This is a genomic window from Chitinophaga sp. 9-1-y, from assembly GCF_059511905.2.
In genome coordinates this window covers 4,106,237-4,120,515 of record NZ_CM197955.1, presented here as the reverse complement: position 1 = coordinate 4,120,515, position 14,279 = coordinate 4,106,237, and the positions used below count along the sequence as shown (strand labels likewise).

At 48.8% G+C, this 14,279-nt stretch carries 10 protein-coding genes; 3 read left to right on the top strand and 7 right to left on the bottom strand.

The window, feature by feature from the left end; all coding sequences use genetic code 11:
• A complete protein-coding gene (locus tag AC5ZC7_RS16125; RefSeq protein ID WP_496157891.1) occupies window positions 1–405 on the top strand; it encodes a winged helix-turn-helix transcriptional regulator in 405 nt (134 codons plus the stop codon).
• 190 nt (window positions 406–595) lie between these two features.
• Here AC5ZC7_RS16125 and AC5ZC7_RS16120 read toward each other — a convergent pair whose 3' ends face one another.
• A complete protein-coding gene (locus AC5ZC7_RS16120; protein ID WP_496157892.1) occupies window positions 596–3,010 on the bottom strand; it encodes a TonB-dependent receptor domain-containing protein in 2,415 nt (804 codons plus the stop codon).
• A 193-nt stretch (window positions 3,011–3,203) separates the two neighbouring features.
• Between AC5ZC7_RS16120 and AC5ZC7_RS16115 the strand changes: the two genes are divergently transcribed.
• Window positions 3,204–3,908 carry a phosphodiester glycosidase family protein gene (locus AC5ZC7_RS16115; protein ID WP_496157893.1) on the top strand — a complete coding sequence of 235 codons (705 nt, stop codon included), beginning with the start codon at window positions 3,204–3,206 and terminating at the stop codon, window positions 3,906–3,908.
• A 1-nt stretch (window position 3,909) separates the two neighbouring features.
• On the opposite strand, the gene AC5ZC7_RS16110 is transcribed toward AC5ZC7_RS16115, so the two are convergent.
• Window positions 3,910–4,659 (bottom strand): response regulator, encoded by a 750-nt coding sequence (locus AC5ZC7_RS16110; RefSeq protein WP_496157894.1) that lies wholly within the window; start codon window positions 4,657–4,659, stop codon window positions 3,910–3,912.
• On the bottom strand, window positions 4,634–6,304 hold the full coding sequence (locus tag AC5ZC7_RS16105; protein WP_496157895.1) for a histidine kinase: 1,671 nt from the start codon (window positions 6,302–6,304) through the stop codon (window positions 4,634–4,636). The genes AC5ZC7_RS16110 and AC5ZC7_RS16105 overlap by 26 nt, the downstream gene beginning before the upstream one ends.
• A gap of 215 nt (window positions 6,305–6,519) precedes the next feature.
• Here AC5ZC7_RS16105 and AC5ZC7_RS16100 point away from each other — a divergent pair, with 215 nt between their 5' ends.
• Window positions 6,520–7,368 carry an ester cyclase gene (locus AC5ZC7_RS16100; RefSeq protein ID WP_496157896.1) on the top strand — a complete coding sequence of 283 codons (849 nt, stop codon included), beginning with the start codon at window positions 6,520–6,522 and terminating at the stop codon, window positions 7,366–7,368.
• A 35-nt stretch (window positions 7,369–7,403) separates the two neighbouring features.
• On the opposite strand, the gene qhpG is transcribed toward AC5ZC7_RS16100, so the two are convergent.
• The 4 genes from qhpG to AC5ZC7_RS16080 are packed head-to-tail and all read right to left on the bottom strand — an operon-like array spanning window position 7,404 to window position 14,145.
• Window positions 7,404–8,864: a flavin-dependent monooxygenase QhpG gene (gene qhpG, locus AC5ZC7_RS16095; protein WP_496157897.1), complete on the bottom strand. Its 1,461-nt coding sequence runs from the start codon at window positions 8,862–8,864 to the stop codon at window positions 7,404–7,406.
• A gap of 15 nt (window positions 8,865–8,879) precedes the next feature.
• Window positions 8,880–10,265 carry a radical SAM protein gene (locus AC5ZC7_RS16090; RefSeq protein ID WP_496157898.1) on the bottom strand — a complete coding sequence of 462 codons (1,386 nt, stop codon included), beginning with the start codon at window positions 10,263–10,265 and terminating at the stop codon, window positions 8,880–8,882.
• 2 nt (window positions 10,266–10,267) lie between these two features.
• Entirely contained in the window at window positions 10,268–12,622 is a 2,355-nt protein-coding gene (locus AC5ZC7_RS16085) for a hypothetical protein (RefSeq protein ID WP_496157899.1), read from the bottom strand.
• An 11-nt stretch (window positions 12,623–12,633) separates the two neighbouring features.
• The gene (locus AC5ZC7_RS16080) at window positions 12,634–14,145 is read right to left on the bottom strand and encodes a ferritin-like domain-containing protein (RefSeq protein ID WP_496157900.1); all 1,512 of its coding nucleotides are present in this window, start codon (window positions 14,143–14,145) and stop codon (window positions 12,634–12,636) included.
• Between the last annotated feature and the right edge of the window lie 134 nt (window positions 14,146–14,279).

Sequence of the window (14,279 nt, the reverse complement as noted above, 5' to 3'; positions counted from 1 at the left end):
ATGACAAAGACAAAAGAAAATTCAACGATCCAGGAAAATAAGAAGAACGCTTTCCAGGAATGCCCGGTTACCTATGTAATGGAGAAGATTGGCGGCTATTGGAAACCCATCATCCTCTTCCAGTTATTATCCGGTAATAAGCGCTACAGCGACCTGAGAAAATCTATTCCTGCTATTACAGAGAAAGTATTGATCCAGCATTTGAAACAGCTGGAAGCCGATGATTTGATATTAAGGGAAGCCTTGCCGGTAGTACCACCGCATGTTACCTACAGCCTCACTAAAGCAGGAGCAGCATTGAAACCGGTATTATTTGCCATGGCAGTATGGGCAGTGGGGGATAGTAAGGAGAATGGGGCTACGTATAGTAAGAACTTAAAGAGCTTTCCAGGGTTTGCGGTGTAAGAATTAAGAAATAAAAATTACGAATTACGAATTACGAATTACGGATTTGTGGGGAGATGATATAGTAGTTGTCCGCTAATATCTCCCCACAAATTCGTAATTCGTAATTCGTAATTCGTAATTCGTAATTCGTAATTCGTAATTCGTAATTCGTAATTCGTAATTCGTAATTCGTAATTCGTAATTCCACCTAGTGTATCCTGCCTCTTTCATCTTCATTGCCGGTATCCTTGTTCACCGCTTTATGCTCACTACTGCCAAAGCGATAGGTAATACCCAGCAATACGTGCCTGTTTAACTGGAAGTTGGTGAATTGCTGCGGTACGCCATTAATAGTAGTGGTCACTGAATTGGCGCTGGTCAGGAAGATATCATTCAGCGTTAAAGCAATATCCATCTTCTTTTTCAACACAGATGCTTTCAACCCCATATCTACTTTGTAATACGCGTCTGCTTTGCCAATATGATCTACCTCCGGGAACTGGTACCAGGCATTTACGGCTGCTGCAAACGTTTTGTTTTTGTTGAGCCAGATAATGTTGTTGGTAGCCAGGTATAACCCAAAGCCACTTACATCCTGTATAAAGGGAAGGCTCGATTGTGCCTGCGTATAATAGAAAGTAGCCTGGTTATTGTTATCCAGCCAGGAGAATAATTGCAGGGCAATATTCTCCGAAATTCCATAACGGTAAGTTCTCAGGAAGTTTAACGGTTTCGTATATACGAGATTAGTATCGGGGCTGGCAATAATCAGGTTATTGAATCCATTGTTGGTAACGTTGAAAAATAATGCGGATGTCAGCATATTCTTATAGATATGTGATACCTCAAAGTTGGTATTGTATTCCGGGTTCAGGTAAGGATTCCCTTCTCCATAGCTATACGCCGTATACAGCGATTTAAACGGATTCAGGTTCCAGAAAGAAGGACGGTTCACGCGCTTACCAATAGTCAATGCCAGGCTGTTATCCGTATTGGCCTGGTAGGATACCGACAGCGAGGGAAACAGCCGGAAATATTTATTGGTCGTGATTTTATCGATGGTATAAGAGTATCCTTTGGTTTGGGTTAGTTCTCCTCTTAACCCTGCTTCGTATTTCCACTTGCCCTGCTCTTTATTCATGCTGATGTACAAAGCCTGTGTATTTTCTTTATAGTCAAATTCATTGCTCAGGTCTGTATCGTAAGTCAGTTCTCCCTGCTGGCTTTTCTTATAGTAGAAAGCATTGCTGTAGTTATCGATGAAACTCAGTTTGGTACCAAACATGATTTTGGCAAAGGAGGCAGGTATTTCCGCATCTGCTTTAAACGTGTAGATATTGAAGTTTTGTTTGGTATTGTCGTAGTAGCGGGTGGTAGCCCTGGGATGCTGTAAATCGCTGCCCAGGTAGTTGTTGCTTTCAAAATCAGATTTATCGGTGCGGTAGTAGTTGATATAATCCGCATTGAGCAACAGCTGACTGCCACTGCTATCCAGTTTGATCAGGGAGTGCAGGTTCACCGAATTGCTGCTGGCAATGGGATAATAGGTAGCATACGTTTTCAGTACAGAATCCAGGTTCCCCGTTTTATTGTTATAGATGGGATTGTGGACATGGTCTGAGCCGTCGTATACGTTTTTACCGCCCTGGTAGTTGATGCCGATGGATGCGTTTTTACTGACCTGGTAATCGGCGCCCGCCACGATGTTGATATTGCGGTATTTATAATCGCCGGTATCGCCCTGTTTCCAGGTTTGATTCGGATAGCGGAGCGTGGTTTCAAAGCCTTCGAGGTGATGGTCCTGGTCCAGGTTTACGCTGCCATAAGCCGACCAGCGGGTAGCATTGTACTGGAGGTTAGCGCTAAGATTGGCGGCTTCGTAATTACGGGTGCCGAATGCTTCCGCCGGGCTATACAACATGTATTTGCCATTGGCTTGTATGTTGCCGGAGTAGCCCTTTTTTTTGCTTTGTTTGGTGGTGATATTAATCAGGCCGGCATTTCCTTCTGCATCGTAGCGCGCGCCGGGATTTTTGAGCACTTCTATTTTAGATACCTGGTTGGCCGACATAGACTTCAGGTAGCGAATTAGTTCCAGTCCCGACAATTGTACCAGCCGGTCGTTGATCATCACCTTCAGCATGCCTTTGCCGGCGATGCTGATTTCATTGTCGTTTACTTTCACGCCGGGCACTTTCGCAATGGTGGAGAGTACATCGGCGCCGGTAGCGGTGATGCTGGAGGAAACGTTGTACACCAACTTATCAGGACTGTCGTTGATGGCCGGCTTGGCGGCAGATACCACTACGTAATTTAAGTCGACTATTGGACTAACCTTTGGCAATATGACAGTAATAGCGGTATCTTTCGACAAGATGAGTTGAAGTTCTACCTGTCGATAACCAATTTGTGAGACGGTTACAGTATATCGTCCATTCTCCAAATTGGTTAAGTGGAAATGCCCCACAGTGTCAGTTACTGTTCCTTTTGGCAAAGCACTGTTCACCTGTTGGATACGAATTGTAGCAAACGGAAGCGAGGCTTCGGTTTCACTGCGCACTGTTCCTGAAAGGGTTGACTGGGCAAAAACATGGCTACACGTAAGGCTGCATAGGAGCAGCATAAAAAACAATTTCAACTATAACGGAATTTATATCAGTAAATGAGTAACGTTCCAAGGTAATAAATATCATAGGGAAGGGGGTAAAAAAGAGGATAAGTGGTAGGTGGGGATCAGATCTTTATCCGGTAAACCTAAATATTTTTATTGTGGAGTCCGGAATAAATAGTACGTTAGATCAGCAAAACAGGTTATCATGAAAGTTGTTCTACTGGCGCTGCTTTCTTTGATGGGTTTCCAGTCCCGGGCCCAGGATAAGATTATTTCCTACCGTGTAACCAATCAGCAATGCATTCACTTTTATTGGAAGTTATCACCCGCGCAGCCATTCAGCACTATTGAGCAATTGAAGGCGCATGTAGTGGCCAAAAAGGATACCCTGGTTTTTGCGATGAATGGTGGCATGTTTAAGCCAGACTATTCGCCGGTGGGATTGTATATACGGCGCCAACAGGTGATCACACCATTAAACACCACTTCGGAAACGGGGAATTTTGGTATGCAACCCAACGGGGTGTTTTATGTTACTACCGAAAATGTGGGAGCGGTTTGTACCACAGAAAGTTTCCACAATGATGGGCATATCAGGTATGCTACGCAGTCCGGCCCTATGCTGGTGATCAACGGCGCTATACATCCGGCGTTTAAAGCCGGTTCCACCAACCTGAATATTAGAAACGGGGTAGGGATTTTACCAGATGGCAGTATCTTATTTGCTATCTCCAAAGCGCCCATTAGCTTTTATGATTTTGCACTATTTTTTAAGGAGCAGGGCTGCAAGAATGCCTTGTATCTTGATGGTGCTATTTCACAGATGTATTGTCCGGCCAAAGAGATGTGGCAGGCCGATGGCCGGTTTGGTGTGATTATCGGTGTGGTGAATCCCTGCGCCGGATTGTAATTTACATCAACCCCTTTTTTATATCATCGCGTTTAGCCCTGGATACCGGAATCATGCTGCCATCCTGCAGGAGGAGGTAGCCGCCGCCTGATTCTTTCACCATACTTTTCACCATTTTCTTATTCACCAGGTGCGACTGATGACAGCGCAGAAAACCATATGGGGTCAGCATTTCCTCATATTCATACATGGAAACGGCTACCATTATTTTTTCTCCGTCTTTCAGGTAGAAGTGAGTGTAGCTGTTGCTGCTTTCGCAGCGAACAATGTCCCGGGTGTATACAAACCGGGTTTCTTTCAGGGAAGGCAATGCAATGCGACGCTCTTCTTTCTGTTGTCCCTGTTGTAATATTTCCACCAGGTATTGCATTTGCTGCTGTTGTTTTTTCTTCGAGATAGCTTCCACCGCTTTGGCCACCGCTATTTTGAGTTCTGCCACATCTACGGGTTTCAGGAGGTAATCCATTGCCGCAAATTTCACGGCCAGGATGCCGTATTGATCATAGGCCGTGACAAAAATGAGGGCGAAGTTGGGAGCCGGGATTTCCTTCAGCATATCGATACCGCTTTTTTCAGGCATCTGGATATCGAGGAACACCAGATCCGGCCGGAGCTGCTGAATGGCGGCGATGCCTTCAGCGGCTCCGGTAGCGGTGCCTGTTACCTGTACATCCGGACAATGTTGTTCCAGTAGTCGTTGCAGGTTAATGATATTAATCGGTTCATCATCTATGATCAGTGCGTTCATCATCTATCCAGTTTTTGAAGCGGAAGGAGCAGCGGGTACCGTTATGATTACTGCTGATGTCCAGTATTATTTTCCGGTGCTTATACATCCTGTTAAAGAGTGCAATACGTTCCCGTGTGAGTGCGATACCATGACCAGTTGCATTGTATGCATCAAAGCCGTTGCCGTTATCAGTTATTATCAGCAGCAAATCTGACTCCGCCCTCGTTATTTGCAGCGATAGCAGGCCATTTTCTCTTTTCCCGGCAAGTCCATGTTTAGCCGCGTTTTCGATCAATGGTTGCGCCAACATCGGTGGCAGGCTGATGTCATCGGCCGGCAGGCCGGGCATAATATCCTGCTCATAGCGGAAACCAAACCGCAGTTGTTCCAGTGCAATATAATTATTCAGATCCTTTAGGTCTACACTCAGGGGCACTAATTCTTTCCTGCCCTGGGATACCGCACTGCGTAGCAACGTCGCAAATCCGGTGAGGTATTTATTGGCTTTGTCGGTTTGTTGATCATTCATAAGCCCCTGTATGGAACTGAGTGCATTAAACAGGAAATGAGGATTCATTTGTGCGTGAAGGGCTTGCATTTCCAGTTGCAGGTATCTTACGCGCCGTTTATTTTTCCGGTTCCGGGAATGCAGGTAGTATGCCAATAGTATGGCAACGGCTATTATTATCAACACCAGTTTGAACCAGGTCGTCTGATACCATAACGGCAGGGTGTAGAAAGTATATACAGACGACTGTCCGTGACCATCCCCAAATTTTACTTCCAGCCGGTAATGGGCATTGGTGGTGAGTCCTGTCATGAATACCAGTCCGTCGGTTTTTTGCCAGGTAGTGTCTGTATACTGTCCACCGGTAATGCGATACAATAGAATAGAGTCTTTACCAGTCTTGTTTCTGAAATGAAACGCCAGCTGATCGTCCGGGGAAAGTAGCTCGTTATGATAATTTAATCCAGGTCCCGGCCAGTCTTCATAAAAGAACCTGTTTTTAATAAGATCTCTTTTATTGATCAGTTGATCACTGATGAAAGACAGTTCCGTTATCTTATTTCTTCTCTCAGCGGTCATCAGGTGTGGCTGAATATTGCCGTCGGCCCGTTTCAGGTGCAGCCGGAAAAAGGGGGTGGCAGTATCTCTCCTTAGTTCAATCAGCATACTGTCGCCAATCTGGAGACTATCGTTTACGAGCCAGTAACTTGTAACAGGCAGGTGCGGGGATACCCTGTATCTGACAGCCGTATCTTTGAAGGACGGTCGCTGCTCAATGTACTGCCAGTTTCTCAGTAGCGTATTATTTTTGAAAAGCCTTACCTGCAGGTGTTCCAATGGAAATGCTTGTTGGTCCTGCCGGCTGCTGTCGATGAAAAAGCAGCCGCTATGTTCTGTCAAATCCACCAGGCTGTCGCGCTTAAAAGCACTCAATATTACCTGCTGCCCGTATACGATCATGTGTTCTTCCTCAAACGGCAGCTTTACTTCGTTGTCGGAGTATTTATGACCAGCGTCGACAAAGTTGTTTGACAGGGTCATATAAATACCCGGCCATGCAAAATGTACCGCCAGTTTGGGGCGTACAATGAGTTGCGCGGTGGCGGCAAATATGCCAGAGAATAAGGCCAGTAACGTAAGGAGTAGTTCCTTCTTCATAATTAAAGATATATTTATTTAAGTAACGAGAGTGATCATTTGAACAGACAGCAGCGGCATCGCTTTTCCTGTCTCCCGTAAAAATCCCCCGCTGGCGGCAAACCCCAACGCCCCTTCTTGAAACCCGGCACTCCGGGTTTGAATTCAGCATAAATCAATGATTTTTTACAATTCCAGGTTTGGCGGCGGGGCTACTTTTGTATAAAATAAATGCCATGAAAACAAGCACAGTAAAGATATCCCTGCTATTGGCAGGTATGATGACACCCGGAATAGCAGGAGCACAGCAAACCCATAAACATCTTCACACTACAAAAACAGTTACCATGGAAAACAACAAAGCGATCATAGAAAAATTATATGCAGTGGTATTGAATAAAAAACAATTTGAATTATTACCAGGCTTTGTGGCAGATACGTTTAAAGGCCCGGGGGGGCCGGGTGTTGAAGGGTTTAAAAATCCGTTTATGCCGTTGTATCATGGTTTCCCCGATCTTCAGTGGACATTGGTTACGCTGGTCGGGGAAGGCAATACCGTAGTTGCCAGGTGGAAATGGTCTGGTACGCAAAAAGGGGTGTTCCGTAATGTGCCTCCCACCGGTAAAGCCATTACAGGCAATGGCGTAACGATCTATGAATTAAAAGACGGAAAAATTGTGGGGGTAGATGCACATATTGATCGTTTCGGGATTTTGCAGTCGCTGGATGCTTTGCCTGCTGAACTTGCCTCCGCAGCACCTTTAAAAGACCAGGTACAGTTTATCGATAAATTCGTGGTACCCGCTAATGCGGTGGGGGAGTTTAAAGCGCGCACCAACCTTAACCGCCGGTTCATTAAAACCCTGCCCGGATTTATTACCGATGCAGAATATGATTTCACAGATGAACAAGGCAATCTCCACTGCGTTACCGTAGCAAAGTGGGAGAGCAAAGCAGCGCTGGCAAAAGCGAAAGAAGAGGTACAGGCCTTATACCGTGAGCAGGGATTTAATCCCGGTGAAATGCTGCAACGACTGGGCATTACCATGGACCGGGGTATCTATACTGCGGTAGAAGCTAACTAGAAAAGGAGGGTGCACCGCATGGGCGGTGCACTTTTTTATGCTGGTAACAGCACTTTTTTATCCCATAGGTAGATGGCCATTTTTGCGGCCCGATGGAAAGGCATCAGTTTACTCCAGGCGGTCACCAGGCTGCCAAAAGTAGGTGTATGCGCCGCCATTTTCAGCAAAGGATATATTTCCATTGTTTCGAGAAAAGCCATTTCTCCCGGCAGGTTAGGATGTTTAATGGCGGTTTTTATTTCCAGGCAATCATTGACTACACAGGAAGCGGGTACATAGCTAATAGCCGGCGATACGACCGGCTTCCCGTTCCATAGTTGCTGTAACATGTAGTTAATGTTGATGGCTTTTTCAGGAGAAGTCGGTGTCATCGGCTTTTCTTCCTGTAAGGCATTGCTCAGTTTTTCTGTAAAAGGAGTAGCTATATATTTTTCCGGGAGATAGCTACTGCCGTGTTCCTGCCAGAAGCGATGAGCAGTTCCCGGCCATGCCTGCGCATAGTATTGCTGTGTCCAGCGGGTATGATTCACCACCGATCCGATTATTCTATCTTCATAAAATTGCTGTGCCAACTGCATATCTCCGCCTTTCAGCATAGTGTTGACGGCAATCACGGCCTGTAATGCGCAACGCATAGCTTTTTCTACGCCGGTAGAAGAAAGGGGATCAATGGCAAAGGCAGCTTCGCCCAGTTGCAGCCGGTAATGCTGCCAGGGCTGTGTATGGGTGTAGGCCGTCACGGCACAGGATTGTAAGGGATGCAATTCCCGGCTTTGCCGGAATAAAAGCGACTGCTGCAACAGCCCATTATATATATCGTGTAGGCGTTGCCGTTTGATGGCATCGGAGGAGCTAAATGTAATCATCCGGTACCGGCCATCGTGTAGCGGTGCGCCCCATATCCAGCCATCGGGTACGGCTTCCACACAGGTACGGGCGGGCATCCGGGAAGCAGGTACATAGGCCCATATGGCTGCCATGGAGGGAGCCGTGAGCAGGCGTTGTTGCCGCCGGATGGCTTTACGGCCCCGCGCATCCAATATAAATGTGGCCGGCAGGGTTAGCAGATCTTTGTAATATGGCCGGATAGTTATTTCCCAGTTGCTACCGTTATGCCGGCTACTTTCATACCTCGCCGGCTGGAATAGTTGCAGCCCGCGTGCTACGGCGAGTTGCAGCAAGTCTTTATCCAGTATACCCCGGTCTACCATAACGCCGTGGCCACGTGTTTGTGGCGTCTGTAAAAGTGGTTGTTGTGATTCCCAGATTATTTCGGCGGGTAACTGGTGCTGGCAATGCGCTGTTTTTAGCAGGTCAGCGGCGCCGAGGTAATCAAAGATGCCATGTATACCCGGGGATAGCGATTCTCCAATTTGGGGGCGTGGAAATAGCTCGCTTTCCACGAGGGCTACGCGGTAGCCCAGTGATAACAGCCGCAATGCGGCGCAGGTGCCGGCCGGTCCGGCCCCGATAATAACAATGTCGTATAATTCCATGTAAAATAATAGGGACTATCTGTACCAATCGGGCGCCAGTCTGCTTAAGCGTTCGTGGGCCTGCATCGTATAATGTAACCAGCCACGGATATAATCACAGGCGTGGCGGCCTTTTTCCAATACTTCATGATGACAACCACCTCCGCATAGATATTTCGCCCAGCAGCTGTTGCAGGGGAGTTGTTGGTGTACATGCCGCGATGCCAGCCAGTTGTTTTGCAGGGTAGCATCTACGCCGTCGCGGATATTGCCCATGCTGCCGGCGGCTTCGTTCACGAAGCGATGACAGGCAAACAGGTCGCCATCGGCGGAAACGCCCATGTATCCTGCTCCTGCGCCGCAAGGGTAGGGGCGGTGGGTACCTTTGGCAATTTCTTTTAACGCGTTAATCATATTTAGAAACGGGAAGCGTTTGCCCTGCATCACGTGTTGTTCAAAGAGTAGTCCGCAGCCGATCATACCTTCGAGCATTACTTCCAGGTCTTGTTGGGTCATTTCATCACGGCCATTGGCAGCGCGTAACAGGGGGGAAAAGCCCACGCTGTGAAATCCCATCTGTACAAATTCGAGCAGGGTGTTACCAAGATCTTTTTGGGTAGGCGTTACTGTTACCCTGGCGGATACCTGCATCCGGCGCTGTAGTGCCAGCAACGGCTGAATTTTTTCGATGATGCGCTGGTAGGAGCCGTCGCCATTTTTCATGGGGCGTTGCTGATCGTGTTGGGCGCCGATGCCGTCCAGGCTGATGGTCACGGCAAAGCCATGTTCTTCAAAAAATGCGGCGTCTTCTTCCCGGAGCAGCGTACCATTGGTGGTCAGCGAAAAGTTGACCTGCACATTTTTTTTCGCGCCGGCATTAGCGGCGTATATCGTTGCAGCCCGTAGCGCGGTACGGTTCATCAGTGGTTCGCCACCAAGGAAAGTGAGTTGTACCCGGCCACCGGGTGCCGCGTCTTTCAATAGTAGATCAATAGATTGTTGCGCGGTATCCAGCTGCATGTTTTTGGCGGGGCCGCCAAAGTCGCCCTGGTCGGCGTAGCAATAGGTGCAGCCCATATTGCATTTCTGTGCAATGGCGAGGGAGAGGGCATATACCGGTGGACTGCTTAGCGGGGTATCATCAATCAGTGCAGGATGTTGTAGTCCCATGTCTGTCAATGCTGCCTGAATGCTTTCTTCATCCTGTTGGCTGATGAGTTGTTGAAAGTATTGTGCTTTTTCGGGAGATATGATATGCAGCCGGCTGCCATTGCTTACAAATAACTGCGTGCGGCCGGTAGACGGCACAATATGTATTTGAGAAGAGCCCGGCAAAGATTGCCGGGCTATCTGCGATGCCAGTTCGCTGGCAATCGTGTTGAGTGAGTGTTTGATGTTATTTGAGGGAGAAGGAGCAGACATGATTATTGTTTTTTTCGTTTATCCGCGGTGACCTGCTGTTGTTGTTCTTTTTTAGTCCAGGGGAAAGTGTCCGCCCCTCCGGTGGCAATGTGGTGGCCGTCGGTGGGCATATGCGGGGTAATGCCGCTACTCAGTGCATCACGACCATTAATAATAAAATTGAGTTCTCCTTCCCAGTTCTGGAATAAATCGTTGTAAGAGAACAGGCGGGTGTCTACCCGGTTATCCGGGATATATTCGCCGGTACGTTTTTTCGCCAGCCACATATCCCCTTTGCTGAGGCCATTGTCGCCGGGTGTAATGTTTACATAGTCCGGACGGGTGGCAGCCCAATAGTAACACGCGCATTCGCGGTAATCGTTTTGCCACGGTGCGCACAAGCCTTGTGTGAGCTCTCCGGGGCGAAGAATATCCGGTGAAATAGCGGCGGTGTTGGGCGTGAAAATTTCCCTGACTACAAAAGAGAAGGTGGGGAAGTTGGTGGTATTTTTTAGCTGGTCTGCTGTCACCAGTACGGGGAGGGTAGCTTCGCCGGGTGTGAAATGCAGGGTCACGGTATCGCCGCCTTTCAGGTTGAGGGAGGCGATGAAGTTAGACCATTCCATGAAGGCGGCGCCATTGGGATTGTCGGAGGTGGTGAGGTCTACATTGTCGCCGCCTGGAAATACGGGGCCTTCTCCCTTTACCATGGTAGGTTTACCGTTGATGCCAACAATGCGGCGTCCGGCCAGTCCTTTCAGGGCAGGTGTTTCTTCCAGCACATAGTTATCATTTTCGCTGACGGTTAAGCCCTGGAAGAGGTATCGCCAGAGGTTTCTGAAATCAGATTCCAGTCCGGGGAAGCAGTTGGAGATGGCGGCCCTGGACAGTACACTGTAAGGGTTTCCTTCTCCGCGATAATATATTTGTGCGTGGAAGTCGTTTGCCAGGATACCGTTGTTGCGGGTAGGCGTTAGCGTACTACCGTCTACGTTATTGTTTTCAAACATGGCATTGGCGGCGGCTTTGATCACGGTATTGATCATGCGGTAGGTGAGTGTTAACCCGCGGCCATCGGCGCCCCGCATGAGGCCGGGCATTTTACGTCGTTCTTTATCGGACAGGTCGCCGATTTTATTGGGGCGACGCAGCGCATCTGCAAACCAGGCAGCCATGCCGGTACTGAGCCCGTTGAATACGCGTTCATGCAGGGCTTGCAGTGCGAGGTTGTCAACAATAGAGCCGGCCATGATGGGTTCATATAAGCGGCCAAAGTCGTTGGTATCTTGTCGTACCATGGTGCTGGCCACATTCCATCTGCCATTGATCGGGTTGCCGTTCATTACGGCGGTATTCATGAGGGAAATGGATTCAAAGGCGCGGCGCACAATTTCTTCTGCTTCATCAATAGATACTTCACCTTCTCTTTCTGTGCCCAGCAGGATTTGTTCCAGTTCATCGGAGATAGCGCGGATGGGTAATATATCCGGTGCAAAGGCTGGCGGGCCGGCACATATGTGTGCGCTGGCTGTCAGGGAGCCAATGGTTACTGTAACGGTGCCGTCGCATTCATCATCAATATATCCCCAGCTATATTGATTGCCGTCGCTGTCGGAATAGCCGGCAAAAATCTGTGCCGGCATGGTGTACTTCGGATTGAAGTTGGGTGACTCGCTATAGTGTGCCCACGGTTTATCGGGGTTGTACAACAGTTGCGCGTCGCTGGTGATATTGGGATCAAGGGTAGGCGCCAGGCCTTTGGCCTTGATACTATAGAGCGATGCGCCATATACTTTACCACCGCCGGGGGTATAACGGAGACGGATACCCGGAAATTCAGCGGAGGGTTTTATAAATTGTAAGGTTCCCAGCGGAAGTTGTGCGCCGGTGATGAAATTGTTACAATCGGCCAATACTGGCTTGGGCGTAAAATCATTCCGGATCACCACTTTGGCGAAGATGTTATCATCGGGCTCGCCGGTTCTACGCATGATTTTGGAATTGTACAGGTGTACATCCCATACCAGGTCTGCCAGGGCGAGTCCTGCCTGTTCCATCAGGGCGGGGGTGAGTGGTACCAGCACGCCGGGTTGGCTGTCGGTGACCGCAAACACTTCCAGGAACGGGGCTACCGGCCGGATGGTGCCGCTGGTATCGGTAGTGCTGAGGGCATCTTTAAAAATAATTTCATTGGGGGTGTCTACACTTAATTCATGTGTAGTGGGATCAATAGTGAATGTGGGTTGTGGTACAATTTTCCGGAAGCCCAGTGGTTTGTGTGCGGGTACTTCCAGGTCGTACGCTGCCACGGGTGTGGATGATGAACCCAGCCGGGCGATTGCAAAAGGGGGCAGTATGCGTATTTCAGTGATTTTCATAGTCAGTAATTTTAGCGTGCATTGCAGGCGTTAACGGCCAGCATGTCTTTGATGATGTGTAGCAATTTGTGGTCTGCTTCTTTCAACGCGTAGAGGTAGCGATGATTTTTTTCCGGCGTTGTCAGCAGCAGGGTTCGAATGATGGTAGCAGAAGCCTGGAGCAGATCGGCATGTGTGCGCCAGCGGTTATGTTCTCCGGTGGGCAATGCCAGCGTGTAGGGGGTGAGGAAAGGAGGGCCGGCTGTTTTGTGGCCGCCGCCGGTATGCAGGGGCATTTGTACCATGGCAGTGGCGATGCTCCGGAGGTTATACATCTCTCCAAAGGTAGAGTTAATGATGAGCCCTCTCGGTGTCATGTCACCTACCGCGTTTAACCCATCTTCCAACACAAAACTATGTGTAAGGAAATTCAGCAGTATCCGGTAGCGCAGGTTAAAGAGGTGCCCCCAGTTTTGTGCTTCCGGGTTGGTGATTTTATCACGTTCTTCATCGGAGGTTTGTCCTTCGGAAGGGTCGGAGCTTTCATCGTCTGTATCGGAGGGGATGTAGGGGTTTACCGCTACGGGTCTGGCGGGGCCCCAGGCGCTGCCGGCTTCGGCGATGACAGTGCGCATTTCTTCATACACTTTTTTAAAGCGGATAAAGTGGGAGGGTTCGCCGGATTCGGTGGTATTATCTTCTCCCTGTTCCGCGATGGCGTTGAGGGCGTTGTAGGCATCATCTCTGCTGGCCAGTGGCATTACCAGTACGTCGGGGGCGCCGGCAGGGTTGCCGTGCCGGGTATTGCCCCGTTGCCCGCCTTTATATCCGCGGCCCCATTCATCAAATTTGGCCTGGAAGGGGTAGGTGTCGGCCTGGAATATTTCATCGCCAATCACTTTATTATCTTGTATCAGGTGCAGCAGCACATGAAACAGGGCGCCTACGGTATTGGGGTTGGCTACTTCTGCATGTACGCGGGTTCTGATTTCTATCGCCAGCGGATCTTCGCTCTCGATGAAGCTGGCGGGAGCTTCTGCATATACGTATTTGGCAAGGGAATCCAGGGTGAGTGGCTCCAGCTTGAACGGGAAAGGATAGAAGGGCGTATCCCAGGGATAGTCCTGTCTTTCGAAATGCAGGGGGGCGCCAATGAGCTTTAGTACATTCTGTACCGATACAAAGTGTCCCATTTCTTCTTTCGCAATACCCAGGATGATTTCCTGCCAGGCGCTTACCTGTTCCCGGTATTTTTCCGGTACCTGCGGACCTCCCAGGCTGTAGGCGGCATAGAGGTATTGCAGCATCAGTCCGTGTTCAATTTCTGCATCGATATGCAACAGGAAGGTTACATAATCTTTCCCGTTGAATTCTGGCGGAATAACAATAGGTTGCTCATCGGCCAGGATTTCTTCCGTCAGGAATGTTTGGAATCCTTCCTTTCCTCCGAGCAGGGCAGATTGTCGCGTAATTTCCGCCCGGCGTGCGGCAATATGTGCTCTTTTGAAAACCGGGCCAAGGAAACGTTGGTAATTACTTTGCATAAAAAGTAGGTGATTAGTGGTTATAGTGAGCGCGTAGAAAATGTTGCTGGTCGCCGTTTAGGGACACGAAGGGGTATTCATATGAATAGTTTTTTGAGTGGTTATTTTGAGTGGTCTTCGTGTTACTTGAGTGA

Excerpts from the sequence above, each read along its gene's own strand:
- AC5ZC7_RS16100 (WP_496157896.1), top strand. The coding sequence starts at position 6,520 with ATGAAAACAAGCACAGTAAAGATATCCCTGCTATTGGCAGGTATGATG.
- AC5ZC7_RS16120 (WP_496157892.1), bottom strand. The coding sequence starts at position 3,010 with ATGCTGCTCCTATGCAGCCTTACGTGTAGCCATGTTTTTGCCCAGTCA.
- AC5ZC7_RS16080 (WP_496157900.1), bottom strand. The coding sequence starts at position 14,145 with ATGCAAAGTAATTACCAACGTTTCCTTGGCCCGGTTTTCAAAAGAGCA.
- qhpG (WP_496157897.1), bottom strand. The coding sequence starts at position 8,864 with ATGGAATTATACGACATTGTTATTATCGGGGCCGGACCGGCCGGCACC.
- AC5ZC7_RS16110 (WP_496157894.1), bottom strand. The coding sequence starts at position 4,659 with ATGATGAACGCACTGATCATAGATGATGAACCGATTAATATCATTAAC.
- AC5ZC7_RS16085 (WP_496157899.1), bottom strand. The coding sequence starts at position 12,622 with ATGAAAATCACTGAAATACGCATACTGCCCCCTTTTGCAATCGCCCGG.
- AC5ZC7_RS16115 (WP_496157893.1), top strand. The coding sequence starts at position 3,204 with ATGAAAGTTGTTCTACTGGCGCTGCTTTCTTTGATGGGTTTCCAGTCC.
- AC5ZC7_RS16105 (WP_496157895.1), bottom strand. The coding sequence starts at position 6,304 with ATGAAGAAGGAACTACTCCTTACGTTACTGGCCTTATTCTCTGGCATA.
- AC5ZC7_RS16090 (WP_496157898.1), bottom strand. The coding sequence starts at position 10,265 with ATGTCTGCTCCTTCTCCCTCAAATAACATCAAACACTCACTCAACACG.
- AC5ZC7_RS16125 (WP_496157891.1), top strand. The coding sequence starts at position 1 with ATGACAAAGACAAAAGAAAATTCAACGATCCAGGAAAATAAGAAGAAC.